Below are 25,798 nucleotides of genomic sequence, written 5' to 3'. Positions count from 1 at the left end.
CCTGTCCGGTGTCGACACCAGAAAGCAGGTCCGATGCGCGTCCTGTTCGCCGGCCCGCCCTTCTTCGGGCTGCTCTACCCGATGGTTCCGCTCGCCCAGGCCCTCCGCGCGGCCGGCCACGACGTGCTCGTCGGCACCTGCGGCGCCGCCGTGCAGCGCACCCGCGAGGCCGGGCTGCTCGCCGCCGACTGCGCACCCGGCCTCGACCCGGACGCGCGCTACGCGCGGATGGAGAAGCAGCGCCGGGGCCGGCCGCCGTCCCCCGGTGAGGCCGGGGCGCCCGCCAAGGGCCGCGGATTCTCCTTCTTCAGCGACGACATGGCCGACCGCATGGTCGAGTTCGGCCGCGCCTGGCAGCCCGACCTCGTCGTCCACACCCCCAACGGGGTCGTGGGCCAGCTCGTCGCCGCCCGCCTCGGCATCCCCTCCGTGCTGCACGCCGTCGGCTTCGGCCACACCGGCGCACACGTGGGCATGATGAACGACGCCCTCGCCGACGCCTACACGCGGCACGGCCTCGACGGGCCCGCGCCCCTCGCCGCCTGGCTCGACGTCGCCCCGCCCAGCATGAGCACCAACCGCGAACCACGCCGCTGGTTCATGCGCTACGTGCCCTACAACGGCGGGGCCGCGCTGCCCGACTGGCTCCTCGCGCCGCGCGAGAGGCCCCGTGTCACCGTCACGCTCGGCACCGTCCAGCCCGTCGTCGACGGGATCTCGCCGCTCGCCCGGGTCGTGGAGGCCGCACGGGAGTCCGATGCCGAATTCGTCCTCGCGCTGGGCGGTACCGACCTCTCCGCCCTCGGCGAACTCCCCGGCAACGTACGGCCCGTGCCCTGGATCCCGCTCGGCGCGCTGCTCGACGCCTCCGACGCCGTCGTCCACCACGGCGGCGCCGGCACCACCCTCACCGCGCTCGACTCCGGGCTGCCGCAGATCGTCCTCGGCCAGGGCGCCGACCGGCCCGCCAACGCCGCCGCCGTGCACGCCCGCGGCTGCGGCCTCGTCCCCGACGGGCCGGAGGGCCTCACGCCCGCGCTCGTCGCACGGCTGCTGACCGACGAGGGCCTCGCCCGCGCCGCCCGGGAGACGGCCGAGGAGATGGCCACCGTGCCCAGCCCCGCCGAGACCGTCGGCCGCCTCACCCAACTCGCGCTCATCCGCCGCCCGGCCGGGCCCGCGCCCGCACACGGGAGCCCGGCATGACCCCCTGCGCGGACGCCGCACACCACGCGCCCGACCCGGCGGCACCGTTGGGCCCGTGCCCCGCACCGGGCGGCACCCCCGCGGGCCGGGACGCCGTACCGCATGCCGCCGTACCGCATGCCGCCGTGCTGGACGGCAGGGAGCCCGCACGCGGTACGCCGGACGGCCACTCCGCCGCGGCCCGCCGGGTGCCGAGCCCGCGCATCGCCCGGCTCGTCGCACGGCTCGCCGCCCACGGCGCCGACCCGGCCGCACACGAGGCCGAACTGGCCCGGTTCTGGGCCGAGGTGGCGGACTCCGGTACGCCGCTCGTCGAACCCCTGCCGGGAGAGCCGGAGCACCGCGCCGTCACCTTCCTGTGGCGGGGCGGGCCCGGAACGCACACCGTGCTCCTGCTGGCCAACCGCCTCATCGACCGCTCCGACTACACCTCCGGCCTGCTGGAGCGGGTCCCCGGTACCGATGTCTGGCACCTGTGCTACCGGCTGCGCTCGGACCACCGCGGCTCCTACCGGATCGCAGCCGACCGTGACCCGGCCACCCGCCCCGGCGCGCCCGCTCCCGTTCCCGGCCCCGGTTCCGGTGAGGGCGCCGAGGAGCCTTCCGCGGCGCAGACACGGCTCCGCGCGCTGGTCCCCTCCGCGGTCCGCGACCCGCTCAACCCGCACACGGTGGCCACCCGTTGGCACGGGCCGCCCGGCTCCGTCTTCGCGCTGCCCGACGCGCCGCCCCAGCCGTGGGCGGCCCGCCGGGACGGGGTGGCGCGCGGCACCGTCGCACGGCACCGCCTCGCCTCCCGGGCGCTGGGCGCCGAGCGGGAGGTGTGGGTCCGGCTGCCGCCCCGGCCGTGGCCCGCCGAGCTGGACGTGCTGATCCTGCTGGACGGCGACATGTGGTTCGGGCAGCTCGGCGCCGAGCACCTCTTCGACAATCTGCACGCCGACGGCGCGGTCCGCCCGCTGGCCGTCCTCGCCCCGCACGCCGTCGACAACCCCACCCGTATGCGGGAGTTCGGCGGAAGGCAGGCGTACACCGACTTCCTCACCGAGGAGCTGCTGCCCTGGGCGGCCGCCCGCCTGCCGCTCACCGCCGACCCGGCGCGCACCACCGTCGCCGGACAGAGCCTCGGCGGGCTCACCGCGCTCTACGCCGGGCTCGGGCAGCGCGGCGACCGCGTCGGCAACGTCATCGGCCAGTCGCCCTCGCTGTGGTGGCACCCCGGTGTCGGCCCCGGCATCCCGCCGCACACCGGCGAGGGCGAACAGTGGCTCACCCGGGAGTTCACCACCGCGCCGGTGCGCGCCGGACTGCGGCTGCGGATCGACGCCGGGGTGCACGAGGGCGCCATGGCCACCATGGCGCGCGCCCTGCACACCCGGCTGCGCGAGCGCGGATACGCCGTCACCCACACCGAGTTCAACGGTGGCCACGACTACGTGTGCTGGAGCGGCGCACTCGCCGACGGCCTCGCCGCCCTGCACACCCCCTGACCGTCGGGTCGTTCACCGGCCGCCGGTCGCTCAACCCCCTTGTACACACCAGGAGTTCCCGTCATGAGATCCGCCCAGTACCGCAGGCCCGGCACGCTCGCCGCGCTCACCCTGGCAAGCGCCCTCGTCCTCGCCGGCTGCGGCAGCGACGACGGCTCGTCCGGGAAGGCCGACGGCTCGTCCGGCACCCGCACCGTCACCGACGCCGACGGCAAGAAGGTGAAGGTCCCCGAGAACCCGAAGAAGATCGTCACCCTGAGCGAGCCCACCCTGGACGCGGCGCTCGCCCTGGGGCACGAGCCCATCGGCGCCACGTCCGGCCGCGGGCAGCAGGGCGTGTCCACCTATCTGGCGAAGAAGGCCGACAAGGCGAAGGTCGTGGCCACCGTCGCCGAGCCCGACCTGGAGAAGCTCGCCGTCCTCGACCCCGATCTGATCCTGCTGGACGAGACCACCGGCTCCAAGCGGTTCATGGACAAACTCCGGGACATCGCGCCCACCGTGCTCACCGCGAAGCTCAACGAGGACTGGAAGAAGTCCTTCCGGGCCACCGCCGACGCCCTCGACGACAAGGCGGCGGCCGACAAGTGGCTGAAGGACTTCGACCGGGACGTGGCCCGCACCCGGGACGGGCTCGGCGGGAACGCCGGGGCCGTCACCAGCGTCGTCCGCTGGCAGGACGGGGCGCCCTCCGTCGTCGGCAAGGGCAGGGGCCACGTCGGCTCCACGCTCACGGCGCTCGGCCTGAAGCGGCCGGCGGACCAGCAGGGCGAGAGCGCCGGCCACAGCGAGCCCGTCAGCCTGGAGAAGCTGGACACCATCGACGGCGACTGGCTCTTCTTCGGCACCCTCGGCGACGAGAAGTCCGGCGAGAAGGCCCTCGCCGAGGCCCGGAAGGTGCCCAACTTCGGCCGTCTGAAGGCCGTACGCGAGGGCCATGCGGTCGTCGTCGAGGGCTCGGCCTGGAACAGCTCCGGCGGCCCCCTCGCCGCCCGCGCCGTCCTCGACGACCTCACCTCCCACCTGGCGGACTGACGGCCCGCCCCGCCCCCCGGCACCCGTCGGCCCCCGCGCGGGGCGGCGGCCACCGCGACAACAACCCGCCGTGTACGGCACGGTGGACCGGGGCGGTGGGTCCGCCGCCCCGGTCCTGCGGATACAGTCCGGCCCGAGGCCGGTGCCAGGGGAGGGGTGGTCGTGATCGAAGGGGTGACGGTGGGCGCGCTCACCGCGTTCTTCACCGCGGTGTGGAACGGCGCGGCCGGCGAGATGGGCAAACAACTGCTGCTGACGACCGGCGCACAGGTGCGGCGGACCCTGGGCCGGCAGGCCCCGCCGCTGCCCGCCGGCGCCGCCGACGGGGAGGCACTGGCGCGTGCGGTCCACGCGCGCCTGGGCGAGGACGGGCGGCTGGCCGGCGAGTGGGCGCTGCTGTTGCGCACCCTGCCCGGCACGGCGCCGGTGCTGCGCCCGGGGCCCGGACTGCCGCCCGCCACCCGGGACTTCGTCGACCGGGAACGGGCCCGCAGACAGCTGACCCGCGAGGCGGCGCGCCCCGCCGGCGGACGGCCCCGGGTCGCCCTGCTGCACGGCCCGCCGGGGATCGGCACCAGCGCGACCGCCCTGTACTGGGGCGCCGAACAGTTCGAGCGGTACCCCGACGGGCGCTTCCACCTCGATCTGCGCGGCGCCGCCGGGCAGCACGGGCCGGAACCCGCCGCCGTGCTGGCCTCCCTGCTGCGGAAGATGGGCGTCGCACAACTGCCTGCCGGCGAGGTCCGGCGCCAGGAGCTCTACCGCGAACTCACCGCGGGCCGCCGCGCGTTGATCGTCGTCGACCACGCGTCCTCCGCCGCGCAGGTCCGCGCCCTCGTGCCCGCCACACCCGAGGTCTTCCTGCTCGTGGTGGCCTCGGGGCCGCCCTTCGCGCTGGAGGCCGAACGCATCGCCGTACCGCCGCTGAGCAGGAGCGACGCCGTCAAGATGCTGCGCAGGGCCGTCGGCACGGAAGAAGTGGCCCGCGTCAAAAGGCAGTTGCCCGCCGTGCTGGAGCACTGCGCGGGCAACGCCTTCGCGCTGAAGGCCGCGGCGTCCCGGCTGCTGTCCGAGGAGTCACCCGTGCCCGACGAGGGAGAGAGCACGATGGCGCAGCATCCTATGCGCGGCGTGGTGCAGGCGGCCTGCCGCGCCCTGCGGCCGGAGGCGGCCCGGCTGTGCCGGCTGACCGCGCTCGGCGACTGGCCCCTGATCGACGCCCGGCTGGCCGGCTGGGCCGCCGGCACGGCACAGGACGAGGCCGGAGCCATGCTCGAAGAGGCCGTGGAGCGGCAACTGTTGGACCCGGCAGGCGACGGGCGCTACCGGTTCCGGCCCGAGGTCCGGCGCTGCCTGGAGGAAAGCGCCGGCCCGGAGCACGGCATCGCCGAGTGCGCCGCCGCGGTCTCCCGCACGCTGGACGGCCTGCTCGACCGGGCGCTGCACGCCGCGCACGCCACCCTCCCGCAGAGCTGGCGCACCGAACCGGCACCGGGCCCGCACGAGCCCTTCCCGGACGAGACCGCCGGGCTCCAGGCCCTCGTCCACGACCGGGAGAACCTGGTCCGCGCCGTCCTCGTCGCCGACGCCTACCAGCACCACGAGACCGCCCTGCGGCTCGCCCGCGCACTGTGGCCGCTCCAGCTCAAGGCCGGGTACCGGGACGAGGTGCTGCCCGCGCTGCGGCTCGCCGCACGCCGCGCCGTCGAGCAGTACCCGGGCTCCCGCACGGCCGGCGCCCTCCAGTTCCAGCTCGCCCACTGCCTCGGCGAACTGGAGCGCTGGGAGGAGGCCGAGGAGGCGGCACGCCGCGCCGTGGACGCCGAGCACACCGCGGGCCACACCCGCGGCGAGGCGTCCTCCGTCGAACTGCTCGGCCTGCTGCGGCTGTACGAGTTGCGGCCGGAGGAGGCGTACGAGCGGTTCATCGAGGCGGAGCGGATCTACCGGCGGATCGCGCCCGGCGAGGAGGGCGCCGAGGACCTGCCGCGCGCCCTCGCCCTGATCGAGCGCCACCAGGGCCGGGCGCTGCGCGGCATGGCGGAGTGGGACCGCGCCCGCGCACGCCTGGAGGCCGCGCGGGACTCCTTCGCCGCGCTGGGCGACGCCTACAACCGGGCCCGGACCCTCACGGACCTCGCCGAGACGCTGCTCCTGGCCGGTGACACCGCGGGCGCCCGCACCGAGATCGCCCGGGCCGAACAGCTGCTCAGCCCGGAAGCGGCCGTCCACCTGGAGTACCTGGCCCGGCTCCGTCTGCGCTGCGAGGAAGCGGAGTAGCCGGCACGACCGCCACCGGGTGCACCGCCGAGGCCGCGTGCACCCGCAGCGTCGTCCCGCCGTCCGGCACCGTGCCGCCGTCCGCCAGCCACGCGTGCAGCGCGGAGGCGTACACGGCCGGGTCGGCGTCGGCCTCCGGCAGCGCCGTCAGCCGGAACGCGCCCTGCCCCCGGGCCCGTACGAAGCAGGCGTCGGCGTCCGTCAGATAGGCGGCGAGCCCGCAGTGCGGATGTCTGCGCAGGACCTCCGCCGTCCAGTGCGCCGGACCGCCCAGCCGGGGGTCGTCGGGCCGGCCCTCGCGCACGATCACCTCGGCCACCGTCAGATCGCCGGGGTCCCGGGTCTCCTCGTGCACCGCCAGATGCGACAGGCCCGCGGCGTCGTACGGCTGCGCCGTGGAGCGCTCGATCCACACCTCGCCGCCGTGCACCCGGGTACGCACGTGCAGCGGCGCGGTACGCCGCGGCGGCTCGTGCGGCGGCAGCGGCAGCGGCTCCAGCAGGGCGGGTGCGGCGGGCTCCGGCAGCCCCATCAGCCGGTAGAAGTGCCGCCGGAGCAGCGCGGCCGAAGAGCCCGGCACGGAACTCGTGTACCGCGCCGGGCCGGTGAACGGACGGTGCTCCGCCGCGGTCTTCTCCACCTGCTCGCGCAGGGGGCCGTGCGGGTCCAGCCGGGGAGCGCGGGCGACGAAGTCCGCCAGCGGGGCCTCGGGGTCGAGCCGCTCGCGGGAGGCGGAGCCCAGCAGGACGGGGGTGCCCAGGGCCGCCGCGTAGTAGCTGACCGCGCCGAAGTCCCCCAGGACGACATCGGCGGCCAGCAGCGCCTGGCGCCAGGCGTGCACCGGGTCCACCGGCGTCAGCCCGGCCCGCCGTGCCCGGTCCAGCCAGGCACGGACCTGGCCCGGCCCGTGGCCGTACCAGATGTTCGGATGCAGCACGGCCGCCAGCCGGAAGTCGTCGGCCGGCAGCTCCTCGGCCAGCCGCGGCAACAGGCCCGGCAGGACGTCGCCTTCACCGCCGCTGCCGAAGAAGCCCTCGGGGTTCCACGTCGAGTTCAGCACCACGAGCCGCTGGCCGCGCCGTACCCCCAGCGCACGCCGGAAGCGCTCCCGGTAGGGCCGGGCGGCCAGCATGCGGTCGTAGCAGGGGTCGCCGGCGACCACCGCGGCGTGCGCCGCCTCGGGGCAGACCCGCCGCAGCCGCTCCGTCTGCTCGGGGTGCGACAGCACGAGCGCGTCCACGTACGGCACGCCGTCCGCCAACAGCCACTCCGCCGACAACCCGAACGTCGGCTCCCGGCTCCCGGCTCCCGGCTCCCGGCTCCCGGCTCCCGCCGGCCAACTTCTTGGTATATCCGACGCCGTGTGAAAGAACAGCCAATTTGCCCTGGATCAGGGAGAGTTGACCGCCGAAGCTGGCGGAGAGCGCCAGGTCCACGGGGGTGGCCAGCGCCTGCTCCCACGGCAGCACCGGAAGCCCCAGCTCCGCGAACAGCTCGCGCACGCCGCCCTCGAACGCGGACGAGCCCGTGCAGGTCACCATCAGCTGGACGCGGAAGTCGTCGTGGAACAGCGGCAGTACGTCCAGCAGGCGGCCGGCCGAGGTGACGTTGTGCACGACGAGCAGTACCCGGCGGTCCACCCGGCGGCTCGTCCACCGCTCGGCGCCCTCCCCGACCGGTACCCGTATCGCGGCCTCGGACCGCACCCGGCACCCCCGCACTCCGCACATCGGCGATCAACGTCGGCCTCACCCTAGCCAGGCCGCGCACGGGCCGCACCGACGGGCCCTCACCCGCCGGGCGGCCCGCCCGCCGCGGCCCGCCTCCGGTCCGTCCCGGCGGGGAGCCCGCCCGGTCACGAGGGGGACGGGGTGGCGGCCGGGTGGGTCGTCCGGGGGGAGGCGGGCGCCGTGGTGGCGGGGTCGGGGGTGCCGTACCGTTCGGTGGCGCGCTGGCGGTCGGCGCCCGTACCGTCCCGCAGCACGCGGGCGAGCAGACGCTGGACGGTGTCCAGGTCCCCGGCGGCGCGCAGCGCGGGACGCAGCAGGGCCATCAGCTCGGACACCAGATCGGCGGCGGGCACCTGGCGCCCCGTGAAGGGGTGCAGGGCGGGGCCACGGACCCCGTGCCGGGCGGCGGTCCACAGCGCGGCGGAGGCCATGTGGCCGTCCACCTGCGGCGGGTGCTCACCGTCGGCGCGGGCGGCGAGCGCGGTGTGCACGAGGGCGCGGGAGAGGCCCGCCTGGAGCACGGCCTCGTCGACGGTGGCGGCGGTGTCGGCGACCCGCAGTTCCACCGTGGGCAGGCGGTAGGAGGGGCGCACCAGCCAGTAGGCGTTGCAGCCCCGGGGGAGGACGCCGCCCCGCTGGAGGGCGGTCACGGCCCGGTCGTAGGCGTCGGCCGAGGAGAAGTGCGGCGGGATCTCCAGGGTCGGCCAGCGGCTGAGCATCACCGTGCGCCAGCTGGCGTAGCCGGTGTCGACGCCCTTGTAGAACGGGGAGTTGGCGGAGAGCGCCAGCAGGGTGGGCAGCCAGGGGCGGACGTATCCGGCGGCCCAGACCGCGGCCTCCCGGTCGAAGGTCCCCACGTGCACATGGCATCCGCAGGTCTCGCTCTGGGTGACGAGATGGCCGTAGAGGCGCCGCATGCGCCCGTAGTGGGGGCCCGGCGAGGCCGACCGGGGCGGGCCGGCGACGCGCGGCGTCCCCAGGGGCAGCGGCCGGATGCCCGCCTCGCCCGCCGCCGCGCGCAGCCGGGCGCGGGCCGAGGACAGTTGCTCGTGCACCTGGCCCAGGTCGGTGCAGACGCCCGTCGCCGTCTCGGCCATCGACGTCAGCAGCTCGCCGTGCAGCACCGTGGGGTCCTCGGAGGTGTGCGTACCTCCGCCGGCGAGGAGCACGTCCGCCCCGGGCCGTACCGCCGGGACCTCGTCGGAGCCCGCCAGCAGGAACTCCTCCTCGACCCCGAGGGTGAAGGGCGTACCGTCCGCCGTCGTGGGGCCGGCCGCGGCCCGCTGGGCTCTCACCGTGGCGTCCGTGTGTCACGTGTCATAGGTTCCTCCCGCACGCGAAGCAGAGGACCGGCACCTCCTGCGGCTTGTACCCGGACGGAGAACGGGCACACGGCTCCCTGCCTGCCGAATGACCGGCAGGACCGGCGGACTCTTAGAGATCGCATGGTCACACATGGTAGTTTTGCGCCGTTTCAATCTCCGTCGGAGCCGAGCCGTTTCGCCGTCCGGAGAGTTCCGGGGGCGCGGGGGAAACGGGGGGAATCGGCCGGCGATCCCGGAGCAGTCCCACAGAAGGGGCCCTTGAGGTGGGGGACGAGCGCAATGTCATCGGCAGGTACACGGCACTCGCGCGGCGGCGCGCCCGGCAGGAGGAGGGCGCGGACGCCGACGGGGCGGGCGCGGGCGGGAAGCGCACGGTGCGGGAGCGCATCCCGCGGGCACGGAGACGGCCCGCGGAGCCGGGGCAGGGACGGCGGGGCGGCGGTGCACGGTGGGCGTGGGCGGGCGCCGCGGCCGTCGGCGCCGCCGCCCTGGCCTGGAGCACCTCGTTCTCGGTGACCAAGCTCGCGCTGGAGCGGACGCCGCCGCTGACCGTCGGCGCCCTGCGGTTCTGTCTGGCCGCCGTGCTGCTGGCCGTCGCGGTACGGCTGCAACGGCGCTGGAAGCCGCCGTCCGTGCGGGAGCGGCTGGAGATGGCCGCGGCCGGGCTGCTCGGCATCACCCTGTACTTCGGTCTGGAGAACTTCGGCGTCGATCTGGCCACGGCCTCCGACGCGACCCTGATCGTCGCCTCCTACCCGGTGGTGACCTTCGCGCTGGAATTCGCCCTCTTCCGGCGGCGGCCGGCGCCGGCGGCGCTGCTGGGGATGGCGCTGGCCGTCGGCGGTGTGGTGCTGATCGTGCGGGACAACGCGGACTCCGCCGGCAGCCAGCGGCTCCTCGGCGATCTGCTGCTCGCGCTGGGCGGTCTGGCCTGGGCCGCCTACAACCTGCTGCTCGTGGCGCGGCGGCCCCGGATGTCGGCGCTGACCGCGACCTACTACCAGACGCTGGGCGGCGGACTCGCGTTCGCCGCGGCGGCGCTCACGGAGCACCGGGACTGGGGCGGGCTCGCACCGGTCGACATCGGCCTGATGGCATATTTGGCCGGAGTGTGCTCCATCGGCGGCTTCCTCTGCTACAACGTGGGCCTCCGCAGCATCTCCTCCACCACAGCTGTCACCATCCTCAACACCATTCCTGTTTTCGGTGTCGTCTCCGCCGTGGTCGTCGCCGGCGAATCCGTGACGAAAATGCAAATCCTCGGTGGCGCTGTCGTGGTGGCGGGCGTCGTACTGAGTCTGCGGCGTGATCCCTCCGGGCACGACGAAAGCCCGCCGGGCGAGACGGAAAAGGCCGACGGGGAAAAAGCGGGAGCGGAAACCTAGCGCACCTCGGCGGCCGTGGCCGTACGGAAAAGCGATGGCGCTGCCGCATCTCTTTTCCGAGGTGCGCGCAATACGAGGACGGCCCGTCGGAGGTGAATGCCTCCGGCGGGCCGTGCGTTCGTCGGGCAGCGGATGTGCGTACCGGTTTCCGGATTCCGGGTGAACGCGGCACCGTTCGGCGGGGAATAGCCGGGTGCACCCCCTTCCGCCGCCCGGCGATCGGCGAAGGAAATGATCAGGAACCCGGTGCGGGGTCGAGTGCCAGGCGGGAGATGTCGTGCCGTGCCGTCCCGCTCTCGGCCAGATCCACACAGAGCCGGCCGAAGAGCGGAATGAACTTGAAAGCCCAGCCGGCGCCGTAGACGACCAGCCGTTCGCCGTGCGGGATCCGCCCGGCGGCCGTGTCCAGGAAGAACTGCCGCTCCTCGTCCGCCGGCAGTACGGCGGGGCAGGTGCCCTGCCGCACCGGCGCCGGGTCCAGGCCGGGCAGATGCTCGCCGACCCAGCCGGAGAGCCGCTCCATCTGGTAGGCGTCGGGCGTCCCCGTCGCCTTGGAGGGGTGCGGCAGCGGGCTCATCTCGAAGTCGACGCCGCACCGCACCAGGGCGCCCCTGGTCCACGGGTTGTGGCCGAACCCGTAGAACAGGTTGGTGTCCCGCTCGGTCGGCTGCTGGAAGAGGAACCAGAACGGGGACGACGACGGGCCGGTGGAGGACCGCTGCCGGAACGTGGCCACCGCCATCTCGTAGACGTGGTAGTCGAGCCGCAGACCGAGCGGCCCCAGCAGATCGTTGACGAAGGGGCCGCAGGCCAGCACCACCTTCTCCGCCTGGTAGACGGCCCGCTCGGTGCGGACCGTCACCCCGTCCGCCGCCGGCAGCACCTCCCGCACCGGCTCCCGGGCGTGCAGCGCGCAGCCGCTCGCCTCGGCCAGGGACAGCAGCCCCGCTGTGGTGCCGCGGACGTCGATCGCGCCGCCGTCCGGCTGGAGGAAGCCCTCGTAGTGCGCGGGCAGGTCCTGGAAGCCGAAGCGCCGCTCGATGTCGGACGCGGTGAGCCACTCGTACCGCACGTCGAGACGGTCCATGTTCGCGGCCGTCTCGCGGATCTGCCCCTCGTTCGTGCGGACTTCGGTGTCGCCGAACCACAGGCTGCCGATCTCGTGCAGCAGCTGCCGTTCGCAGCGGCTCTCCAGCCTCCGCCACAGCGGCAGCGCCTCCAGGGTGAGCCGGAAGATGTCCTCCTGGGTGTACTGGAGCCGCCAGTGGCGCTCGGAGCCGGTGCTGCCGCCCTGCTCGTGCAGAAAACCGAAGCTCTCCAGCACCAGCACCCGGTGGCCGCGCTCCGCCGCCTCCCAGGCGCAGGAGAGCCCCACGGGGCCGCCGCCCACCACCACGATGTCGTACCGGCCGTCCGTGTCGTTCATTGCTGGCCCTCCTGGCTGGTTGGTCGGGACCGGGGCGCGGGCGGTCCCCGCGGCCGGTCAGGAGAAGGCGGACTTGAGCGCGCGGAGCATGTGCTCGACCTGCTCGTCGGTGAGCGAAGGATGGCAGGGCAGATTGATCTGCTCGTGGAACCAGACACGCTCGGCCACCGGGCACTCGCCGGGGCCGTGCCCTCTGCCGCGCCACTCCGGCCGCAGATGCAGCGGGAAGTAGCGCAACTGCACCTCCACACCGGCCCGGTCCAGCGCCGCGACGACCTCGTCCCGCCCGATGCCGTGACCGGGGCGGACGAAGAAGGTGTAGAGGTGGTAGGCGTGTTCCACGCCGGGCGGCGCCTCGGCCACCCGCACCTGCGGGAATCCGCGCAGGGTCGCGGTGATCCGGTCGGCGATCCAGCGCCGTCTGCCCACCAGCCGGGCCATACGGCCCAGTTGGACGGTGCCCACCGCCGCCCCTGCCTCGCTCATCGTCGCGTTGCCGCCGGGGCGGCGCACGTCCGAGCAGATCTGCTCGTAGGACTCGTCCACCCACATCATCCAGGGCCGCACGGTGTCCGGCTGGCCGAACCGGTCGGGCGCCGCCCGGTAGACGCCGTCGGTGGCGTTGGACCGGAGGCGGTCGAGACGGTCGGCCCAGTCGTCGCGGTCGAAGGTGAGCAGTCCGCCCTCGCCGAGCGAGGTGATGTTCTTGCTGGTGTGGAAGCTGAAGCAGCCGATGTCGGCCAGCGATCCGGGCCGTCTGCCGTGGTAGAGCGCCCCCAGCGCGTGGGCGCAGTCCTCGATCACCAGCAGCCCGTGCCGCCGGGCGATCCGCAGGATCTCGTCCATCTCCGCCGGGTGCCCGCCGAAGTGCACCAGCACCAGTGCGCGGGTGCGTGCGGTGATCAGCTCCTCCAGCCGGTGCGGGTCGAGGTTGAGGGTGTCCTCGCGCACGTCGCAGAACCGGACGTCGACGGGGTGCGCCAGCAGGGGATCGACCATGGCCTTGAAGGACTGCGGGGTGGTGACGACCTCGTCCCCCGGCCGCAGGTCCAGCAGGTGCACGGCCAGATCGAGCGCCACCGTGCCGCTGGTGACGGTCAGCGCGTGCCGGGTGCCGACGTGGTCACGTAATCGCTCCTCGAACTCGGCTCTGCGGCTGCCCTGGGAAAGCACTTCCCCGGAATCCACCAGCGCCCGGAGAGCGTTCAATTCGGCGTCGTCGAGAATGCTTCCGTTGCGCCCGGCAGGCACCACGTAGTCGCGTCGGCGGGCCATCTCAGAAAAGGCCGCACCGGACGGGGGCGAGGGATAAGGAGATGTGCCGGCAGGGAACTGTACGGCTCGATGGTGTCGCACGGTTCACGGTCTTCCGCCCTTCGGGCATACAGGAATGGGAACGCGGCGCCAGTCACGGTAAATGGGGGCCGCCGGACCGTCAACGCCGTCGGAACCCGGTTTCGGCCATGGTCGTTTTCCGGCCGCCCGCAGCGGCATGTGCCGGGTAAAAGCGGCCCGGGCACCCTTGACGATGTCGGATGGCGCTTGGTGGAATCCGGACCCGGTGTTCCGGCTGATGTTTCCGATCACGTTCCCGTGCCCCAGCCAGATCACTGCGACCACCGGACCGACGTCGTGACGCGTGATTGGACGAGTGGGATCCATGGCTGCCATCCAGGAGTTACGAGAAATACTCGCCGAGTTGGGTTTCCAGCCGGAACTCCTCACCGACGACCGCCGGCTGCGCGCCGAGTTGGCGCTCTCCTCGGCCGAGACCACCGAACTGGGGCTGGAACTGGAACGCCGCTTCGGCACCCGGGTCGACCTGTGGGACGCACACGACTACACCCTCGCCGAACTCGCCGCGGCCCTGGACGCGGAGGCACAGGCTTCCGGCGCCGAGGGAGGCGGGCGGTGACGGAGCCCGCACAGGATTCCGGCGCCCGGCACCCGGACCCGGCACCGCCGCGCGTCACCGCCGAGCGCGCCGCCGCCTACCGGGCCCGGGGCTGGTGGACGGGGCAGCGGGTCGAGGACATGGTGCTGGCCGGCTCCGCCGCCCGCCCGGACCGGCCGGCCGTCACGGCAGGCGAACACCGGCTCACGCACGGCCAGTTGACGGACGCCGTCGAGGGCGCCGCCGCCCGGCTGACCCGGCTGGGCACAGCCCGGGGCGACACCGTGCTCGTCCAGCTCCCGAACATCGTGGAGCTGGTCGTCCTGTCGCTGGCGCTCCTGCGCGTGGGCGCGCACCCGGTGCTGACGCTGCCCAGCCTGCGCCGCCGCGAGCTGGCCCATGTGCTGCGCATCGTGCGGCCGACCGCCATGGCCGTGCCCCGCCGTCTGGACCGCTTCGACCACTGCTCACTCGCCCGTGAACTGGCCCTGGAATGCCCGGGCCTGGACACCCTGCTGGTCGTGGACCACCAGCCGGGCGAGGTACCGGCCGTGCCGGACGGGCACCGGGACGAGGCGCCGGAGAAGCCGGCGGACGGCGGCCCCCGGATCGTCGATCTGGCCGCGCTGTGCCGGCCCGAGCGCGAGGACGGGCCGGCGCCCGCGCCGCTCGGGCCGCCCGCCGAGGGCGAACCGGCCGTGTTCCTGCTGTCGAGCGGGACGACGGGCCCGCCCAAGCCCATCGCCCGCGACCACGAAGGCTACGGCTACATGATCCGCACCGCCTCCGAGCAGGTCGGGCTGTCCGCCGAGAGCGTGCTGCTCGCCGTCATGCCGGCCACGCACGGCTTCGTGTGGAACTGCCCCGGTGTGCTGGGCACGTTGACGGCGGGCGGCCATGTCGTGCTCGGCTCCCCGCAGGACGCCGACGGCACCCTCGATCTGATCGCGCGCGAGCAGGTCACGCACTGCGCGCTGGTGCCCGCCCTGGTCGGCCAGTGGTTGACAGCGGCGGAGCGGCGGGCGCCCGGCGAGCGCCCCCGGTCGCTGCGGGTGCTCCAGGTCGGCGGCTCCCGGCTGGAGCCGGAGCCCGCCGAGCGGGCCGCGCGGCTGCTGGGCTGCACCGTCCAGCAGATGTACGGCATGAGCGAGGGGCTGCTGGCGTGCACCGCGCTCGACGACCCCGCGGAGATCATCGCCGGCACCCAGGGCCGCCCCCTCTCGCCGGGCGACGAGATCCGCATCGTCGACGACGACGACCGGCCGGTGCCGCCGGGCACCGCGGGCAGCCTGCTCACCCGCGGCCCCTACACCGTCTCCGGCTACCACGCCGATCCGGCCGCCACCGCACGGGCGTTCACCGCCGACGGCTTCTACCGCACCGGTGACGTGGTGCGGCTCCACCCCTCCGGCAACCTCATCGTCGAGGGCCGGCTCGACGACGTCATCAACCGCGGCGGCGAGAAGATCAGCGGCGGCGAGCTGGAGGAACTGATCGTGCGCCACCCGAAGGTGGCGGCAGCGGCGGCCGTCGCCATGCCGCACCCGGTGTGGGGCCAGGCCGTCTGTCTGTGCGTCGTGCCGGCGGCGGACGCGGAGGGCGGCCCGGCCCCGGAGCCCGGCCTGCTCGAACTGCGCCGCCATCTGGCACAGAGCGGGCTGGCGCCGTACAAGCTGCCCGAACGCCTGGAGATCCTCGACGCGTTGCCCATGATCGGCGTCGGGAAGGTGAACCGCGTCGCGCTGCGCGCCCAGGTCGCCGACACCGCCCCGCAAGGGAGATGAGCGCAGCCCGCGCAGCTTCCGCACCCCGACATCCTGGAGACGCTCCATGACGTCCCGCACCACACCCACGTCCGGTCCGGACATCGCCGTCGTCGGTATCGGATGCAGGTTCCCGCAGGCCGAGGGCCCGGAGGCGTACTGGCGCAACGTGGTCGCCGGAGTGGAGACCGTCTCGTTCTTCACCCGCGAGCAGGCGCGGGAGGCGGGGGCGCCGGCGCACCTCGTCGACGACCCGCGCTATGTGCCCGCACAGGCCCAACTGCCGGACACCGACCTGTTCGACGCGCCCTTCTTCGGCATCAACCCGAAGGAGGCCGACCTGCTCGACCCGCAGCAGCGGCAGCTGCTGGAGTGCGCCTGGGAGACCTTCGAGGACGGCGGCAACCCGCCGGGCACCGGCCGGCTCGCCGGACCGGTCGCCGTGTTCGTCGGCGGCTACCGCAACGCCTACTACGACCTGGCCGGAGCGGGCGCCGCCGGGGACCCGCACCACCTCTTCCAGCGCGACATCGGCAACGAGGCCGACTACCTCGCCACCCGCCTCGCCTACGTCCTCGATCTGAAGGGGCCCGCGGTCAGCGTGCAGACCGCCTGCTCCAGCTCGCTCGTCGCCGTGCACCTGGCCGTGCAGGCGCTGCGCGCCGGGGAGTGCGGCGCCGCGCTGGCCGGCGGGGTCACGGTGCGCTCCGGCGAGGGGCCCGGCTATCTCGCGCCCGAGGGGAGCATCTACTCGCCCGACGGCCACTGCCGCTCCTTCGACGCCGCCGCCCAGGGCACGGTCATCGCCGAAGGCGTCGGGCTGGTCCTGCTCAAGCGGCTGTCCGACGCGCTGGCCGACGGCGACACCGTACGCGCCGTCATCAAGGGCTCCGCGACCGGCAACGACGGGGCCGGCCGGGTCGGCTTCACCGCGCCGAGCACCGCGGGACAGGCCGCCATCGTCGAGGCCGCGCTGACCTCGGCCGGTGTCCACCCCGACAGCGTCGGCTACGTCGAGGCGCACGGCAGCGCCACCCCCATGGGCGACCGTATCGAGATCGACGCCCTCACCCGCGCCTACCGGCAGGCGCACTGGACCGGCGGCCGGCGGCCGATCGGCTCGGTGAAGGCCACCATGGGGCACGCACACGCCGCCGCCGGAATCGCCGGACTGATCAAGGCCGTGCTCGCCCTGCGGCACCGCACCATCCCGCCGGTGCCGCACTTCCGCACCCCGCACCCGGCCATCGACTTCGACGCCTCGCCGTTCCGCGTTCCCGTCGCCGCCGAACCGTGGCCGTCCGACGGCGACGCGCCCCGCCGGGCCGGCGTCAGCTCGTTCGGACTCGGCGGCACCGGCGCCCATCTGATCCTGGAGGAGGCGCCGCGCACCCCGGACCCCGGCGCACCGCCCGCCGACGGCACCGAGCCCCGCCGCTGGCATCCGCTCACGCTCTCCGCGCGCAGCGCGAGCGCGCTGGGTGCCGTACGCGAGCGGCTGGCCGGCCACTTGGCGGCCCCCGGAGCACCCGGCCTCGCCGAGACGGCACACACCCTGCACCGGGGGCGGCGGCACTTCGCGCACCGCGCCGTGGTGGTCGCGGACACCCCCGCGGCGGCCCGGACCGCGCTGGCCGACGACGCCGGCTGCGCCACCGCCCGCCTGCCCGGCCGGGACGCCGGACCCGTCGGCACCGGCGGCACAGGACCGGCGCCGCCGGTCGCCTTCCTGCTGCCCGGGCTGGGCGACCAGCACATCGGCATGGCCGAGCGGCTGTACGCCACCGAACCCGTCTTCCGGCGCGAACTCGACCGGTGCGCCGAGCTGTTGGGCACCCGGCCGGGCACCCGTCTGCTGGCCGGCCTCTACCCCGGGCGGCGGCCCGGCACCGCACGGCCGGACCCCGGCGGCGCCCCGGACGGCGAGCCCGATCTGCTGCGCATGCTGGGCCGCGGCCGTGCCGGGCACGACCCGGACGCCGAGGACGGGCTGCCGGACACCCGCTTCGCACAGCCCGCCGTCTTCGCCGTCGAGTACGCGCTGGCCCGGCTGTGGCAGGACTGGGGCATCGTCCCCGACGCCCTGATCGGCTACAGCATCGGCGAGTTCACCGCCGCCTGCCTCGCCGGGGTCCTCTCCCTGGAGGACGCGCTGCGCCTGGTGTCCGAGCGGGCACGGCTGATCGCGGGGCTGCCCCCGGGCGGCATGCTCGCCGTGCCGCTGGCCGAGGCGGAGCTGACCGGCCGGCTCGCGGACGAACCCGAGCTGTCCCTGGCCGCGTTGAACGGCCCCGGGCTGAGCGTCGTGGGCGGCCCCCGGCCCGCCCTCGAAGCGTTCGCCGCGCGGCTGCGCGAGGACGGTGTGGTGAGCCGGCCGGTGCGCACCAGCCACGCCTTCCACACGCCGATGATGGAGCCGGTGCTGGAGGAGTTCACCTCCGTGGTGGCCTCCTGCACGCTGCGGGAGCCCCGGCTGCCCTACGTCTCCACCGTCACCGGCGACTGGATCACGCCGGAGCAGGCCCGCGACCCCGCGCACTGGGCCCTGCACCTCCACCGGCCGGTCCGGTTCGCGGACGGCGCCGCCCGGCTGTGGGGACGGCCGGGGCGGGTCTTCCTGGAGGTCGGGCCCGGGCGCACCCTGGGCAGCCTCGCCCTCCAGGCCCGCCCGCCGGAGGCCGCGGCGGACGTCCGGGTCCTGGCCTCGCTGCCCGCGCGGCACGAACCCGGGCCCGAGGACCGCTTCCTGATGACCACGCTGGGCGAACTGTGGCTGGCCGGTGCGCCCGTCGACTGGGAGGCCGTGCACCGCCACGAGCGCCCGGCCCGGATACCGCTGCCCGTCTACCCGTTCGAGCGGCGGCGGCACTGGCCCGAACCGCCCGCGGGCGCGGCGGCGTCGGCAGCGGCACCGGCCCGGCGCACCGGAGACGGGAACGCCGCCGCACCGGCGGAGCGGGACGGCGTACGCGGCAGGGCACCGGACGGCCGGGCACACGCCGGTGCCGGGGACGCGCCCGCCGACCGGCTCGACGGCTGGTTCACGACGCCCGGGTGGACGGCCCTGCCGCCGCTGCCCGCCGTCCCGGCGCCGTCCCCGGCGGAGCCGTGGCTGCTGCTGGTCGACGACTGCGGCGTCGGCGGCCGGCTCGCGGCCGAACTGCGGCGGCGGCAGGTCCCGGTGCTCACCGTCGCCTGCGCTCCGGGCGCCGGGGACGTGCCCGGAGCGGACCGGGCCGGTGGCGCCGACGGCGCCGGGGAGTCCGCCGCTTCCGGTGGCGCCGATCATCTCCTCGACCCGGACGACCGGGACGGCTGGGTGCGGCTGCTGCGCGAGGCGGCCGACGCGGGGGTGACGCCCCGGCACATCGTCCATCTGTGGACCGTGACCGAACCGCCCGCGGCGCCCGGCGACCCCGCGGGCTCCGGACCGGTGTGGCGCCGCGGCTTCGTCTCGCTGCTGCGACTCGCCCAGGCGTGGGGCGAGGCGGCCCAGGACGCCGCGCCCGTCCGGGTCACCGTCGTCTCCTCCGGGATGCAGGCGTTCCAGTCCGGCGGGGCCTCCTGCCCGGACAAGGCCGCCGTGCTCGGCATGTGCCGGGTCTGGCCGATGGAGAACCCGGCGGTCGCCTGCCGCAGCGTCGACCTCGTCCTCCCGGCGGCGCGGAACGGGAGCGGTGACGGGCGTGGCGACGGCGGCCACGGCGGCGACGGCGGCGATGGCGGCGACGGCCGGGACGCGCGCGCCGGGGAGCCTTCGCCACGGGAGTCTCCGGCACGGGAGGCGTCCGCCCGCCGGGTGCTCGCCGAATGCCTCGCCCCCGACGCGGACGCGGCACCGGCCGTCGCGCTGCGCGGCTCCCGGCGGTACGCGCTGACCCACCTTCCGGTGGCGCTGCCCCCGCCCGGTTCCGCGTCGGACGCGGAGGTCCCGGCCCTGCGCGAGGGCGGCGTCTACCTCATCACCGGCGGCCTCGGCGGCATCGGCCTCGCCCTCGCCGACCGGCTCGCCCGGGAGTTCAGGGCCCGGCTGGTGCTGGTGGCCCGCACCGGGCTGCCGCCGCGCTCCGAGTGGCCCGTGTCGGCGTCGGACGGGTCGGACGGCGGGACGGACGGTGGGCCGGAACCCTCCGGAGCACAGGCACCGGACGGCGGCGCGGTGCCCGGGCCCGGTCCGGGCGGCGGCGCGGGGAGCGGGCCCGAGGACGGCGGCACGGGAAACGGCGCCGAGCACGGCGGCGCGGGAAGCGGGGCCGACGAGGAGACCGTCCGCCGGATCCGGGCCGTGCGCGCGCTCGAAGAGGCCGGCGCCGAAGTGCTGGTCGTCCGCGCGGACGTGACCGACCCGGCGCAGCTCGCCGACGCCGTCGAGCAGGCGCGGAAGCACTTCGGCGGCGTGGACGGCGCGGTGCACGCGGCGGGCGTCGCCGGGGGAGGGGTCATCCAGTTCAAGGACCCCTCGGTGGCCGCCGACGTCCTCGCGCCCAAGCTGGCCGGCGCCCGCCACCTCATCGAGGCGCTGCGCCCGCTCTCCCCGTCCTTCATCGCCCTGTGCTCCTCCACCCTCGGTCTGACCGGCGCGCCCGGGCAGGCCGACTACTGTGCGGCCAGCGCCTGTCTGGACGCGCTCGCCGCCCACGACGAGGAGCACGGGACGGGAACGGTCGTCTCCCTCGACTGGGACGGCTGGACGGGCATCGGTATGGCCGAACGCGCCGCGGCGTCCGGCCACCTCCCGGCGAGCCCGTCCCCGGCCGAGCCGTCCCCGCCGGACACCGGCACCACCGGCAGCAGCGGCACCACCGACCGGGCGCCCGGCACATCCGCCCCGGCCGCACCGGCCACGTCAACTCCGTCTGTTTCAGGGCCCGTTGCGTCCGCCCCGTCCGCCCCCGAGGGCCCGTCCCCGGCCGGAGCGCACCCCACCGGGCATCCGCTGCTCGGCGACCGGCTCCCCTCCGCGCGGCCCGGCTGCGACGTCCACGAGGCCCGCTACAGCGCCGCCGACACCTGGCTGGTGGACGAACACCGGATGCTCGGCCACCCGGTGGTCCCCGGGACCGGCCATCTGGAACTCGTCCGTGCCGCCCTCGCCCTGCGCCGCCCCACCGGGGACGCGACGCCCGTCGAGATCGCGGACGTCACCTTCCACGCCCCCGTCGTCCTCGGCGAGCACGAGACGCGGCGGGTGCGGACGGTGCTGGAGTGGGACGGCACACCGGACGGTGCCGAGCCCCCGGCGGCCACCTTCCACGTCCTCAGCGCGCCGGAGTCCACCGGCCCGTGGGTCCGCCATTCCACCGGCCGGGTACGGGAGTCGGCCGGGGACGGCGGCGTCCCGGAGCCGGGCCCCGGGGCGCTGGACGCGCTCCTCGCCCGGATGAGCCCCCTGCCGCCGCCCGGCGCCACCGGGCCCATGGGCTTCGGGCCGCGCTCGCGCTGTCTGCACCGGATGTGGGCCGGGGAGGGCGAGTGCCTCGCCGAGCTGCGGCTGCCCGACCGGTTCGCCGCCGACCTCGGCCCGCTGGCCCTGCACCCGGCGCTCATGGACATCGCGGCGGCCTACCCGGGCATCCATCTGCACGAGACCTTCCGTATCCCGCTCGCCTACGGGCGGCTGCGGCTCCACGCCCCGCTGACGGCACGGCTGTTCAGCCATCACCGGTTCTCCGGGCCCGGCGCCGCGGGCGACGAGCGGGCCGGCACCGGCCAGACCGTCACCTCGGAGATCACCCTGTTCGACGCGGACGGCCGGCTGCTGGCCCGCGTCGAGGGCTTCGTCCTGAAGGACCCGGGTGCGCTGGCCGACCGGCTCCGGTCGGTGCGGGACGGCACGGCCCCCGATCTGACCGCCTACCGGGGCCCGGGCACCGAGCCCGCCGAGCCCGCCGAGCCCGCGGTTCCCGCCGGCGCCCCGGCCGCCACGGACCCCGGGCGCGCGGAGGGCTCCGCGCGCACCGCCGCCTCCGCCGACGGCGCGGGGCCGGACCGGCCGCACCTCGGTGTGCGGCGCACCGGTCCGCCGGGACCCGGGGCCCCCGCCGCGCTCGCCGACCATCTGGCGCGCGGCATCGACCCGGACGACGGCACCAGCGCGTTCCTGCGGGTGCTCGCCGCGCCCCGGCTGTCCCAGGTGGCGGTCTCGCCGCGCGGTGCGGTCGCGCCGGCGCTGTCCGGGACCGCGGCCCCGGCTCTTCCGGCCGGCGGGCCCCGCGCGGGGGACGCGGCGGAGGAGCCGGAGGCCGCCGGTGCCGCCGCCGGTGATCCGGACGCCGGGCCCCGGCATCCGCGGCCGTCGCTGAGCACCGCCTATGTGGCCCCGCGGGACACCACGGAGCGCCGGCTCGCGGGGCTGATGGCCCAGCTGCTCGGCATCGAACAGGTCGGCGTCCACGACAGGTTCTTCGACCTGGGCGGGCACTCGCTGCTCGCGCTCCAGCTGCTGGCGCGGCTGCGCGGGGACTTCGGGGCGCGGCTGAGCATGAACGAGTTCTTCCAGTCGCTGACGGTGGCCGACCTGGCCCGGCGGCTGTCCGCGCCGGACGGCGGAGAAGCCGGCGGCGCCGACGCAGGAGGTCCCGTCGCCGACGGCGGCGCGGGCACCACGAGTGACACCGGATCGGAAGGAGAAGCCCCGTGGTCAACCGGCCCGTGATCGGGGTCGTCGGCGCCGGCGTCATCGGCAGCCAGGTGGCCCAGACGTTCGCCCAGGCGGGACACCCCGTCGTCCTCGTCGATGTGCACGACGAGGCGCTGGAGCGGGCGCGCAGGAGCATCAGCAGGGATCTGCGCTTCCACCGGATGCTGGCGGGCGGCAGCACCGGCCCGGGCGCCGCGACGAAGACGCAAGCGGCGAAGACGCCCGCGGCGAAGGGCGCCGCACCGGGTGCGGCCGCGGCGGGGAACGCACCGGCGGGGAACGCCGCCGGGGGAGAGGGGGAGAGCCGGGCCGCCGTCCTGGAGCGGATCACCTTCACCCGGGATCTCGCACCGCTGGCCGAGGCGGAGCTGGTGGTGGAGAACGTGGTGGAGGACTGGGAGGTCAAGCGGGGCGTCTACGAGAAGCTCGACCCGCTGTGCGCCGACGGATGCCTGTTCGCGGTGAACACCTCCGTCATCCCCATCACCCGCGTCGCCGCCGCCACCGGCCGCGCCGACCGCGTCCTGGGCATGCACTTCATGAACCCCGTGCCGCTCAAGCCGATGGTCGAGGTGGTACGCGGCCACCACACCTCGCCCGGGACGCTCGACCGGGCCCGGGAACTGCTGGCGGGCATCGGCAAGGAGGCCGTGGTGGTGGCGGACGCCGCCGGCTTCGTCTCCAACCGGGTGCTCATGCTCACCGTCAACGAGGCCGTGTTCACCGTGCACGAGAACGTCTCGGCCGCCGAGGACGTCGACCGGCTCTTCAAGGGCTGCTTCGGCCATCCGATGGGGCCGCTGGAGACCGCCGACCTCATCGGCCTCGACACGGTGCTGCTCTCCCTCGACGGCCTGTACGCCGAGTTCGCCGACAGCAAGTACCGCCCGTGCCCGCTGCTGCGCCGCATGGTCGACGCCGGCCTGCTGGGCCGCAAGAGCGGACAGGGCTTCTACACCTACCCGCAGATCTGACACGGCCGCGCCCCGCGGCACCGCACGGACGAGACGGTGCGGTGCCGCGGGGCGCGGCGGGAGGACGGTGAGCCAGTGACGGACACTTCACAGCCGCAGGCCCGGGAGAGCATCCGGGAGTTTTTGGGCCGGCATCTGAGCGGCTACGACATAGGCGACGACGAGAACCTCTTCGAGACGGGCTACGTCAACTCGCTGTTCCTGCTCCAGCTCGTCGTCTTCGTCGAGGAGACCTTCGGTCTGGAGGTGGAGGACGGGGACCTGCGGCGGGAGAACTTCTGCTCGGTGTCGGCCCTCACCGGGTTCGTGGCGGGCAAACAGGCGGCGGCCGGGGCGCCGCCGCAGCCGTGACGGCGCCCGGGCCGCCCGGCACCCGGAACGGTTCGGGGCCGGCCGCGCCCGCTCCCTGGACGGAGGGGCTGGAGCTGACCGGGGAACAGCGGGCGGCGCAGGCCGGGTTCGCGGACTTCGCCGCCCGCGTGGTCGCGCCGTACGCCGACCGCTGGGACCGGGAGGAGCGGCTGCCGGGCGAGGTGGTGCGCGCCCTCGCCGACAGCGGCCACCTCGGCGCCGTGGTCCCCGCCGACCAGGGCGGCTCCGGCCTCGACGCGGTGACGTTCGGCCTCCTCAACGAGGCACTGGGGCACGCCTGTTCGTCCGTGCGGAGCCTGCTGACCGTGCACAGCATGGTGGCCCGGGCCGTCCTGCGCTGGGGGAGCCGTGCCCTGCGGGACCGCTGGCTGCCCGCGCTGGCCCGCGGCACGGCCGTCGGCGCCTTCGCACTGACCGAACCCGAGGCGGGCTCCGACGTCGCGGGCCTGCGCGCCACCGCCGAGGAGACCTCCGGCGGCTACCGGCTGACCGGCGGCAAACGCTGGATCACCTGCGGGCAGTTCGCCGACGTGTTCCTGGTCTTCGCCCGGTGCCCCGGCGGGCCGGCGGCGTTCCTGGTGGAGCGGGACACCCCGGGCTGCACCGTCGAGCCGGTCACGGGCATGCTCGGCACCCGGGCCGCGATGACCGGGCACGTCGACCTGGACGGGTGCGAGGTCCCGGCGGAAGCCCTGGTGGGCCGCGTCGGGTTCGGGCTGAACGCCGTGGCGGCCGACGCCCTGGAGACCGGCCGCTACAGCGTCGCCTGGGGCAGCGCGGGGCTGGGGCGGGCCTGTGTCGAGGCCGCCGCCCGGCACGCCGCCACCCGCCGCCAGTTCGACCGGCCACTGGCCCAGCACCAGCTGGTGCAGCGGCTGTTGACGGAGATGGCCGTGGGCACCGGCGCGGCCCGGCTGATGTGCCTGCGTGCCGGGCGCCTCCTCGGCAGCCGCGATCCGCAGGCCGTCGAAGCGGTGTGGGCGGCCAAGTACGCGGCGGCGCGCAGCGCGTTCCGGGCTGCCGCGGACGCCGTCCAGGTGCACGGCGCACACGGCTGCGGCCCCGATTCCCCGGTGCAGCGGCTGCTGCGGGACGCGAAGGTCATGGAGATCATCGAAGGCACCACCGAGATCCAGCAGACGGTGATCGCGCAGTCGGTGGTCCGGGAACTGGCCGGACCCGCCAAAGGGCCGGTCCCGTCCGAGAACAGGGGAGCGCACGACGATGCCCGGTGAGAAGAAGAAGTGCGTGGTCTGGGATCTGGACAACACCGTGTGGGACGGGGTGCTGCTGGAGGGCGACCGGCTCACGCTGCGCCCGGGGGTGCACGAGGCCCTGCGCACCCTGGACGGCCGTGGCCTGCTGCACTCCGTCGCCAGCCGCAACGACCACGAGGCCGCCTGGGCACGGCTGACGGAGCTGGGGCTCGCCGAGTACTTCCTCGCGCCACGGATCGGCTGGGGCACCAAGTCCCAGGCCATCCGGGAGATCGCGGCCGAACTCAACCTGGGGACCGACGCGTTCGTCTTCGTCGACGACGATCCCTACGAGCGCGCCGAGGTCGGCCACGCCCTGCCCGAGGTGCTGTGCCTGGACGCGACCGAGGTGCCCAAGCTGGCCGAACGGGCGGAGCTGAACCCCGAGTTCGTCACCACCGAGGCCCGCGGCCGGCGCCGGCTGTACCAGGCGGCGGCCCGGCGCAAGGAGGCCGAGGAGGAGTTCGAGGGGCCCCAGGAGAGCTTCCTGGCGTCGCTGGAGATGTGTCTGCGCATCACCCCGGCCCGGGAGTCGGATCTGCGCCGCGCCGAGGAGCTGACGGTACGCACCCACCAGCTCAACGCGACCGGCCGGACGTACTCCTACGCCGAACTCGACGCGCTGCGCACCTCCTCCACCCATCAGCTCCTGGTGGCCGAACTCACCGACCGCTTCGGCCCGTACGGCGTCATCGGCCTGGCCCTGGTGGAGACCGGCGCCGAGGCGTGGACGGTGCGGCTGCTGCTGATGTCCTGCCGGGTGATGTCCCGCGGTGTGGGCGCCATCATGGTGAACCATCTGCGCCGCACGGCACGCGCCGCCGGACGGCCGCTGTACGCCGACTTCGTGCGCACGGACCGCAACCGCATGATGTACATCGCCTACCGGCTCGGTGGCTTCACCGAGGAGGGGCGGGACGGCGAGGTGCTCAGCCTGCGCGCGGCGGACGACGAGATCCCGCCGCTCCCGGACTATCTGCGCCTGATCACCGACGACGACTGATCACCGGCGGGGGGGGGGG

16 protein-coding genes are annotated in these 25,798 nt (G+C 75.2%); 12 read left to right on the top strand and 4 right to left on the bottom strand.

Going from position 1 to position 25,798, the window contains the following annotated elements; genetic code table 11:
* Window positions 1–33 precede the first annotated feature (33 nt).
* The 4 genes from SCA03_RS25155 (at window position 34) to SCA03_RS25140 (ending at window position 6,011) form a co-directional block, all read left to right on the top strand.
* Entirely contained in the window at window positions 34–1,206 is a 1,173-nt protein-coding gene (locus SCA03_RS25155; protein ID WP_086816502.1) for a nucleotide disphospho-sugar-binding domain-containing protein, read from the top strand.
* Complete coding sequence (gene fes / locus SCA03_RS25150) at window positions 1,203–2,696, top strand: enterochelin esterase (protein WP_086816503.1); 1,494 nt, start codon at window positions 1,203–1,205, stop codon at window positions 2,694–2,696. Before SCA03_RS25155 ends, fes begins: the two co-directional genes overlap by 4 nt.
* A gap of 63 nt (window positions 2,697–2,759) precedes the next feature.
* The gene (locus tag SCA03_RS25145) at window positions 2,760–3,731 is read left to right on the top strand and encodes an ABC transporter substrate-binding protein (RefSeq protein WP_086816505.1); all 972 of its coding nucleotides are present in this window, start codon (window positions 2,760–2,762) and stop codon (window positions 3,729–3,731) included.
* 162 nt (window positions 3,732–3,893) lie between these two features.
* Window positions 3,894–6,011 carry a P-loop NTPase family protein gene (locus SCA03_RS25140; protein WP_086816694.1) on the top strand — a complete coding sequence of 706 codons (2,118 nt, stop codon included), beginning with the start codon at window positions 3,894–3,896 and terminating at the stop codon, window positions 6,009–6,011.
* Here the strand turns inward: SCA03_RS25140 and SCA03_RS25135 are convergent.
* Together SCA03_RS25135 and SCA03_RS25130 are read right to left on the bottom strand one after the other, a co-directional pair.
* Window positions 5,941–7,272: a hypothetical protein gene (locus tag SCA03_RS25135; RefSeq protein WP_230988905.1), complete on the bottom strand. Its 1,332-nt coding sequence runs from the start codon at window positions 7,270–7,272 to the stop codon at window positions 5,941–5,943. The two genes, SCA03_RS25140 and SCA03_RS25135, sit on opposite strands and share 71 nt — an antisense overlap.
* Before the next feature lie 594 nt (window positions 7,273–7,866).
* Window positions 7,867–9,036 (bottom strand): carboxylate-amine ligase, encoded by a 1,170-nt coding sequence (locus SCA03_RS25130; protein ID WP_141275670.1) that lies wholly within the window; start codon window positions 9,034–9,036, stop codon window positions 7,867–7,869.
* A 293-nt stretch (window positions 9,037–9,329) separates the two neighbouring features.
* Between SCA03_RS25130 and SCA03_RS25125 the strand changes: the two genes are divergently transcribed.
* Complete coding sequence (locus SCA03_RS25125; protein WP_230988904.1) at window positions 9,330–10,451, top strand: DMT family transporter; 1,122 nt, start codon at window positions 9,330–9,332, stop codon at window positions 10,449–10,451.
* Between the two features lie 235 nt (window positions 10,452–10,686).
* Here SCA03_RS25125 and SCA03_RS25120 read toward each other — a convergent pair whose 3' ends face one another.
* The gene (locus SCA03_RS25120; RefSeq protein WP_086816566.1) at window positions 10,687–11,877 is read right to left on the bottom strand and encodes an FAD-dependent oxidoreductase; all 1,191 of its coding nucleotides are present in this window, start codon (window positions 11,875–11,877) and stop codon (window positions 10,687–10,689) included.
* 57 nt (window positions 11,878–11,934) lie between these two features.
* On the bottom strand, window positions 11,935–13,152 hold the full coding sequence (locus tag SCA03_RS25115) for a DegT/DnrJ/EryC1/StrS aminotransferase family protein (RefSeq protein WP_086816564.1): 1,218 nt from the start codon (window positions 13,150–13,152) through the stop codon (window positions 11,935–11,937).
* A 385-nt stretch (window positions 13,153–13,537) separates the two neighbouring features.
* Between SCA03_RS25115 and SCA03_RS25110 the strand changes: the two genes are divergently transcribed.
* The 7 genes from SCA03_RS25110 (at window position 13,538) to SCA03_RS25055 (ending at window position 25,779) form a co-directional block, all read left to right on the top strand.
* Window positions 13,538–13,792 (top strand): acyl carrier protein, encoded by a 255-nt coding sequence (locus SCA03_RS25110; protein WP_030886651.1) that lies wholly within the window; start codon window positions 13,538–13,540, stop codon window positions 13,790–13,792.
* A complete protein-coding gene (locus SCA03_RS25105) occupies window positions 13,789–15,555 on the top strand; it encodes a (2,3-dihydroxybenzoyl)adenylate synthase (RefSeq protein ID WP_230988903.1) in 1,767 nt (588 codons plus the stop codon). Before SCA03_RS25110 ends, SCA03_RS25105 begins: the two co-directional genes overlap by 4 nt.
* Before the next feature lie 46 nt (window positions 15,556–15,601).
* On the top strand, window positions 15,602–22,189 hold the full coding sequence (locus SCA03_RS35275) for a type I polyketide synthase (protein WP_086816562.1): 6,588 nt from the start codon (window positions 15,602–15,604) through the stop codon (window positions 22,187–22,189).
* The gene (locus SCA03_RS25070) at window positions 22,171–23,148 is read left to right on the top strand and encodes a 3-hydroxyacyl-CoA dehydrogenase family protein (protein WP_141275669.1); all 978 of its coding nucleotides are present in this window, start codon (window positions 22,171–22,173) and stop codon (window positions 23,146–23,148) included. The genes SCA03_RS35275 and SCA03_RS25070 overlap by 19 nt, the downstream gene beginning before the upstream one ends.
* Window positions 23,149–23,223: 75 nt before the next feature.
* Complete coding sequence (locus SCA03_RS25065; protein WP_030888298.1) at window positions 23,224–23,499, top strand: acyl carrier protein; 276 nt, start codon at window positions 23,224–23,226, stop codon at window positions 23,497–23,499.
* On the top strand, window positions 23,496–24,755 hold the full coding sequence (locus SCA03_RS25060; RefSeq protein ID WP_051846180.1) for an acyl-CoA dehydrogenase family protein: 1,260 nt from the start codon (window positions 23,496–23,498) through the stop codon (window positions 24,753–24,755). Before SCA03_RS25065 ends, SCA03_RS25060 begins: the two co-directional genes overlap by 4 nt.
* Window positions 24,745–25,779, top strand: a complete 1,035-nt coding sequence (locus tag SCA03_RS25055; RefSeq protein ID WP_086815455.1) for an HAD-IIIC family phosphatase — start codon at window positions 24,745–24,747, stop codon at window positions 25,777–25,779. The genes SCA03_RS25060 and SCA03_RS25055 overlap by 11 nt, the downstream gene beginning before the upstream one ends.
* The last annotated feature ends 19 nt before the right edge of the window (window positions 25,780–25,798 follow it).

The sequence above is a fragment of the Streptomyces cacaoi genome (assembly GCF_006539165.1).
In the GTDB taxonomy this organism is placed as follows: domain Bacteria; phylum Actinomycetota; class Actinomycetes; order Streptomycetales; family Streptomycetaceae; genus Streptomyces; species Streptomyces cacaoi.
The sequence above is the reverse complement of the archived record's forward strand: the minus strand, read 5'-3'. Positions and strand labels throughout refer to the sequence as shown.